The sequence below is a fragment of the Halomonas sp. genome, from assembly GCF_031581305.1.
In the GTDB taxonomy this organism is placed as follows: domain Bacteria; phylum Pseudomonadota; class Gammaproteobacteria; order Pseudomonadales; family Halomonadaceae; genus Halomonas.
Window position 1 is genome coordinate 1 of the sequence record NZ_JAVLBC010000205.1, and the last position, 5,488, is coordinate 5,488.

At 65.9% G+C, this 5,488-nt stretch carries 3 protein-coding genes and 1 pseudogene; all 4 read right to left on the minus strand.

Annotated elements, in window-relative coordinates; translation table 11 throughout:
• Positions 1-1,003, minus strand: a pseudogene (locus tag RI841_RS13970) (hypothetical protein); the annotation flags it as partial.
• Positions 1,000-1,737, minus strand: coding sequence for an ATP-binding cassette domain-containing protein (locus tag RI841_RS13975; protein ID WP_310706240.1), 738 nt, complete (start codon positions 1,735-1,737; stop codon positions 1,000-1,002). The gene RI841_RS13975 and the pseudogene RI841_RS13970, both read right to left, overlap by 4 nt.
• Positions 1,738-1,743: 6 nt before the next feature.
• Positions 1,744-3,879, minus strand: a complete 2,136-nt coding sequence (locus tag RI841_RS13980; RefSeq protein ID WP_310706241.1) for a VWA domain-containing protein — start codon at positions 3,877-3,879, stop codon at positions 1,744-1,746.
• Between the two features lie 229 nt (positions 3,880-4,108).
• On the minus strand, positions 4,109-5,488 hold a 1,380-nt coding region (locus RI841_RS13985; RefSeq protein WP_310706242.1), incomplete at its 5' end, for a laminin B domain-containing protein.

The window sequence follows — 5,488 nt, forward strand, 5'->3', positions numbered from 1 at the left end:
CCGACAGCGACCGCCCCAGCAGCGCCAGTGGCCGACCGTCGGCCCCCTTCAGCTCCAGGTCGGACACGAAGGGCAGCAGTACTCGCTTGCGCCCGCGCAGTTTCTGATCGAGCGCGCGTAACTGTGACGGCCTGAGCGTCGTGCCCGGCGTGGACAGCCGATACGCGATCAGGTCGGCCGGCAATGACTGACCGATCACCGCCTCGACCCGAGCGGCCGAGGCATCGGTGAGGTGCGCGATCCCGGTGTTGATCACCAGCCCTGTCCGCTCGATCGGCGACAGCGGACGCTCGACAAGGAGCAGTGCCCCATCATAGCTCAGGTAGGGCTCGGGCGTGCTGCCGGGCCAGCCGCGTTGTGGCGCGGCAAAGCCTTCTTTATAGGCCTCGACATCCAGCACATAGTCCAGCGGGGCGTACAGACGCGCCAGCTGCCCCGCCCGAGGGCCCAGCACGGACACGACCTCGAGTTCATCCTCGACCACCTCGCTGACGCCGCCACGGGCGCGTGTCACTCGTACCGTAAGCGCTTGTCCCTGAGTGACATTCAATTGGCGGGCAGCATCGGCAGACAGGACCACTTCACCGTCGCCGGGAATCACGGCACCGTTCTCGAGAAGCAGCGGATCCCCCGGCCCGGTGGGCACGAGATCATGAACCATCGCTCTCCCGTCCGCGTGCGGCAGCACCTGCAACACCGAGGAGAGCGGAAGGATCGTGGGCGTGAGAAACTCCACGCCCGGTCGACGAGCCAGGGCATCAAACCACTCCGGGGCATACTCACGGGTCTGGGCCGGCCGAATCTCCCGGAACACCGGATCCTCGACCAGTCGTTCGCGAAGCGTCTCGATAGTGCCTTGCTTGAGCCCCATCAGCACCAGAAGCGGGGCGATGACGGCCGCCAGCGCAATCACCAGGCACAGGGTCAGGATCCAGTCGCTGCGTAACTGGGCCGCCGCCAGGCGGGGTACCAGCATCGCCAGGGCGCTTCCTTGCCGGGTCATGACGCCGCCTCCCGCCGATCCAGCGGCCTGCAGACCGAGACCGTCAGTTCATCGCTGACGGCCGACACCGAAAAACCGTAGCCCCGATCCATCAGCGGCTCGACCACCGGGCGGTCGTGGGTCACCACGACCACCGCGGTACCCTGCTGCCGGGCGAGCATGGCGAGCCGTTCCATGATCTGCGCCGCACGCCCCTTGTCGACGGCGGCCGTCGGCTCGTCGGCAAGCACCAGGGCCGGGCCATGGGCCACCGCCCGGGCAATAGCCACCCGCTGCCGCTGGCCGATGGAAAGCGCCGCGGGCATTCGGTCCAGGCAGTTGCCGATGCCCAGCTGAGCGGCGAGCTCGGGCACCGCCACCGACTCACGGCCGCTGACGCGCGAGGAGAGCTCGATGTTGCGGCGAACATCCAGAAAAGGCAGCAGCCCTCCCGTCTGCAACACATACCCCATGTGAGCGCGACGCAGGCGTGCCAGCGCGTCCTCGTGCCCGCCCGCCCAGAGCGCCGCCGCGTCGACCACCTCACCACTGTTCGGATCCGTGAACCGGAACACGCGGCTAGAGGAGGGCCTCAGCACCAGGGCCAGCAGATCCAGCAGGGTGCTCTTGCCGCAGCCGCTTTCACCGACCAGGGCGATCATTTCACCCGGATGAACCTCCAGCGACGGTACCTGCAGCTCGAAGGCACTGCCGCCCTGGGCCCGGTGCTTGCATACATCCTCGAGTCGATACATGAAGCGTTACGGCAGGTAGTCGATGTGCAGCGGGTAGACGCGGGCACTTTCCCGGTCATCCTCGTTCAGGGCGAACCAGGCATCGACCTGTTCGTTGATCGCACGATACTGCTCCAGCTTGGCCAGCACGCTGTACTCCAGGTCGGCCCGCTGCTGGGCGGTCATGCTGGCGAACATCTCGTCGTTGAGCGCCAGGATATCGCTGCGGTAGGGAAGCGACTGCACGAAGGCCGGCAGCAGGCCGGTCTCGGCAAGGGTGGCCCCCTGGCCGATCTCATCCGGGCTTTTCATCGTCTGACCGGCCACGCCCTGGAGGGCCTCGAAGAACTCGCCCTGGGTGATATCGGCCCGCATCAGCCCCTGAACCACCATTTCCAGCGACTGCGCCAGCGTGTTCAGCTGCTCACGGTTGACCAGAACACGAACCTCCAGGGCACGGTCCGCCGGATTCACCAAATCCCGATCCATGGCCCAGGCAACCACATCCTTGGGCGGCCTTGCCTGCTTGCCCACATACTCTACCAGGGCGGCATTCCAGAGCGCCGAGACCGACTCGAGGGTGTCGTCTGGCGCCTCCTGGGCCGTTGCCGTGTCGGTGGACCCGGAGGGCTCGCCAACGGTCTCGACCAGCAGTTGGCGAATATCGTCGGTCACACTATCCACCAGCATCTGATAGGCCTCCTGATCGAAGGCATCCACCGGCTCGATGGCGGCCTCTTTCGAGCCCCGGATGCGTGACAGGGCGCGGAACTGCTCGTCGGCAACGGGATGGTCAGCCTCGGCGCGGGGGTCCTGCAGATGAATGGCGAGCAGATGCACCTGGGCATCATCCAGCTCACGACGCAGATCCTGTGCCGTCTTTCCGGTCATGCTCTGCGGGTGCCCGGGCGGGTGCGCACTGGCATCACCGATCAGGATCATGAAGCGCAGCGCCTCCTCTCGCCAGGCCGAACGCAGTGCTTCGTCTACCCCGGCGTAGACTTCCTCGGGATAGTCCAGGCTGCCCACTTCGGTAGCTCGCGCGGAATCCTCCAGGAGCGTCACCATGGTCTGCCCGTCGACCAGCTCCTGGGTGTGATGGCGCGACACATAGTCGAGCTCCGGAATCGCCTCGGTGCTGTCCCGATAGGTCACCAGCCCGAAGCGGAAGCGCGCCCCGGTGTCCTCGTCGAAACTGCGGGTCAGCGACGCCACGGCGTCGCGGGTCATGTCGATGAAGGGCTGCATGCTGCGGGTGGTATCGAGCACGAACACCAGGTCGACCTTGAGCGCCTCCAGGCTCCCACCGGCCTGACGCCCGACCAGCGACTGCTTGGCGTATTCGGGGTTTTCCAGGGTATCGGCGCCGCGCGCATTGGGCACCGCGGCTGCCAGCTGCAGCAGGCGCACGTCATCGCCCTGGATACGGGTCTGCTCCCAGTCGAGGATCGGCAGCATGTAGAACTGGTCGGTGATGTCCACGAAGCGCTTCGGCTCCATGCTGATCAGCGAATCCGGGGCCTCGCCCGCCTCGAGTTGCTCATAGAGCGCACGCGCCTTCTCGGCCCGATTCGGGTCATCCACCAGCGCATCCAGGTCCGACAGCCGCCGGAACATCAGCACCGGATTGCGCCCCTCGATGTCATCACCGGGATGCGTATAGGAGACCAGCAGGGCCTGGCGCCACTCGAACACGTCCTCGGCACGCATCCAGCCCTCGGGGGTCTCCACCGTTGACCCCACCCGATACCAGCCCTGAGGCGAGTCCGGCTGTGCTGGATCAACGTCACTGCGCTCGAAGACATACAGCGGACGGAAGGCCGGGACATTGCCCTGCACGATGGCGTCCGCCTCTTCCTGTGCCTCGCCGTAGAGGTGGGAAAACGGTCTCGGCAGTACGCGCAGCGCCAGACCGGTGGCCTTCTCGATACAGGGACCCTCTACCTGACAGTCGATGCCATCATCGGCGGAGCCCGCCTCTGGCCCCGTTCCCGCATGCCCCTGCGCCCCTTCCAGGTCCCAGAGAGAGCTGGCTTCCTCTTCATGGCCGACCGCGCCCTCGAGTTCCGACAACTCGGCATGAGCCGGCAGGGCAAGCATCAAGGCATAAAGACCGGCACAGGCCAGGCTTCCCGGAACAGGAGATCGCATTGAAATCGGCATCGCTGAAGGTCCTCGAGGTCAAGCGGTCGATATAGGATGGCACCAGCCAGATCGTCCAGCAAAGCGTGCTTTGGCTCGTGCGCTCAATATACATGAACAGCTTATAAAACAACTCATCATCTTTCGTCTGTAGCGTAAACAGGAATCCCTGAGCCTGCCCGGATCCGGTCCGTCAACGGTCGCGACACCGGGCTCGGTATCCATAAACGGCGACTCGGGGCAAGAGAGCTCACTCTCCTCGCGCCTGGTTCGTCGGGGCCGAATCGGGCCTGACTTCCAGGAACAGCCGCAGCCGTTCGACACGCCCAGCCAGTGCCTCATCGTGCTTCAGCGCCAGGCTGCGCTCGAGCCGGTCGAGCGCCGTCTCATAGTCCCCGTCGAGCATGGACTGCAGGCCCGCTGCACGAAGCTGCTCGGCGGTCTCTAGCGGCGACTCCTGGTTGCTGACAACCAGGCTCACGTTGCGCAGTCCCGAGACATCCGTGCCGGCCCCGTATTCGGCGCGGATGCGCAAGGCGGTCACCGAACGCAGCACATCCGCCAGGCTTTCGGCGCCTTGAGAAAGGCGCCATCCAGGCTCATTCAGCGGTATCTCGAAATGGCGCCACTCGCCCGAATGATGCTGGGGCAAGGCATAGGTTGCCCGGCCAGCGGGCCCCTCCAGCACGATATCGCCCTCGGATCCATGCCCCTCCGCATAGTAACTGCCACCGTGGCTCTTTTTATCCAGAAGAAGCGCCCGGACATGAGACCAATCCCCCCTGGCCAGGGCGGGCGCGACGTAATAGCTGGTGAGTCCATCACCACCGGGTTTCGCGGTGATCTCGGCCGCACTCGCCTCGAACTCGGCCGCCGACACGGACCAGTGGGACATGTCGCCGTCGAGAACCGGGAAGACTTCTCCGGCAAGGCCACCAGGGCCCTCGCCGCCAGGCGCCGACGGGGCCGAGCCCGCCGCAGCCGTCTTGCCACGCGCGGTAGGGGCGCCACCCTCTGCCGGTTCGATACCCTCTACCGCATCCGCCTCGGACACCTCAACGGCGGTCTGCAACAGGGCCGGATCACAGGCTCGCGCGCCCTCGGGCAGGAAGAGCCATGCACGGTTCAACAAGGCCTCGAACCCGCCGTTGGCGCTCAGCCAGGCGTCGTCGGCACGCAACGTAACGACCACCGGCGACCCGTCCGGCAGGCAACGATCGAGCAGCGCAACGTGCTGCACGCGGCTGCCCTTACCTGCCTGGCTGCGCCCCACAAAGAGGGTGGCGGGCTCGCCCATGAGGGTGACCCGCCGCGCCTCGGGTGCGGCGATAAAGCCGTTGCCCAGACTGTTAGCCTCTACCAATTGAAAGTCGGAAGGAAAGGCGTCGGGCCCCGTACCGACGCCGAGGGAGGCATAGGGGCCAGATGTCGTCCTGATCCAGAAGGAAGAACGGCTTCGCCCCGTCTCGAACCCCTCGGGCAGAACAAAGGCCAACATGTCCTCCAGCGCCCATGTGGCGCGAGCGGTGACTGCCGGGTGACAGGGCCGCATTCCCGTGGGCCAGTCGGCCTCGATCGCCGCCATCACGGACGTCAGATCGTGATCTTGTAACCAGCCAGGAGCCGCCAT

Coding starts and splice junctions, on each gene's coding strand:
- RI841_RS13975 (WP_310706240.1), bottom strand. CDS start 1,737: ATGTATCGACTCGAGGATGTATGCAAGCACCGGGCCCAGGGCGGCAGT.
- RI841_RS13980 (WP_310706241.1), bottom strand. CDS start 3,879: ATGCCGATTTCAATGCGATCTCCTGTTCCGGGAAGCCTGGCCTGTGCC.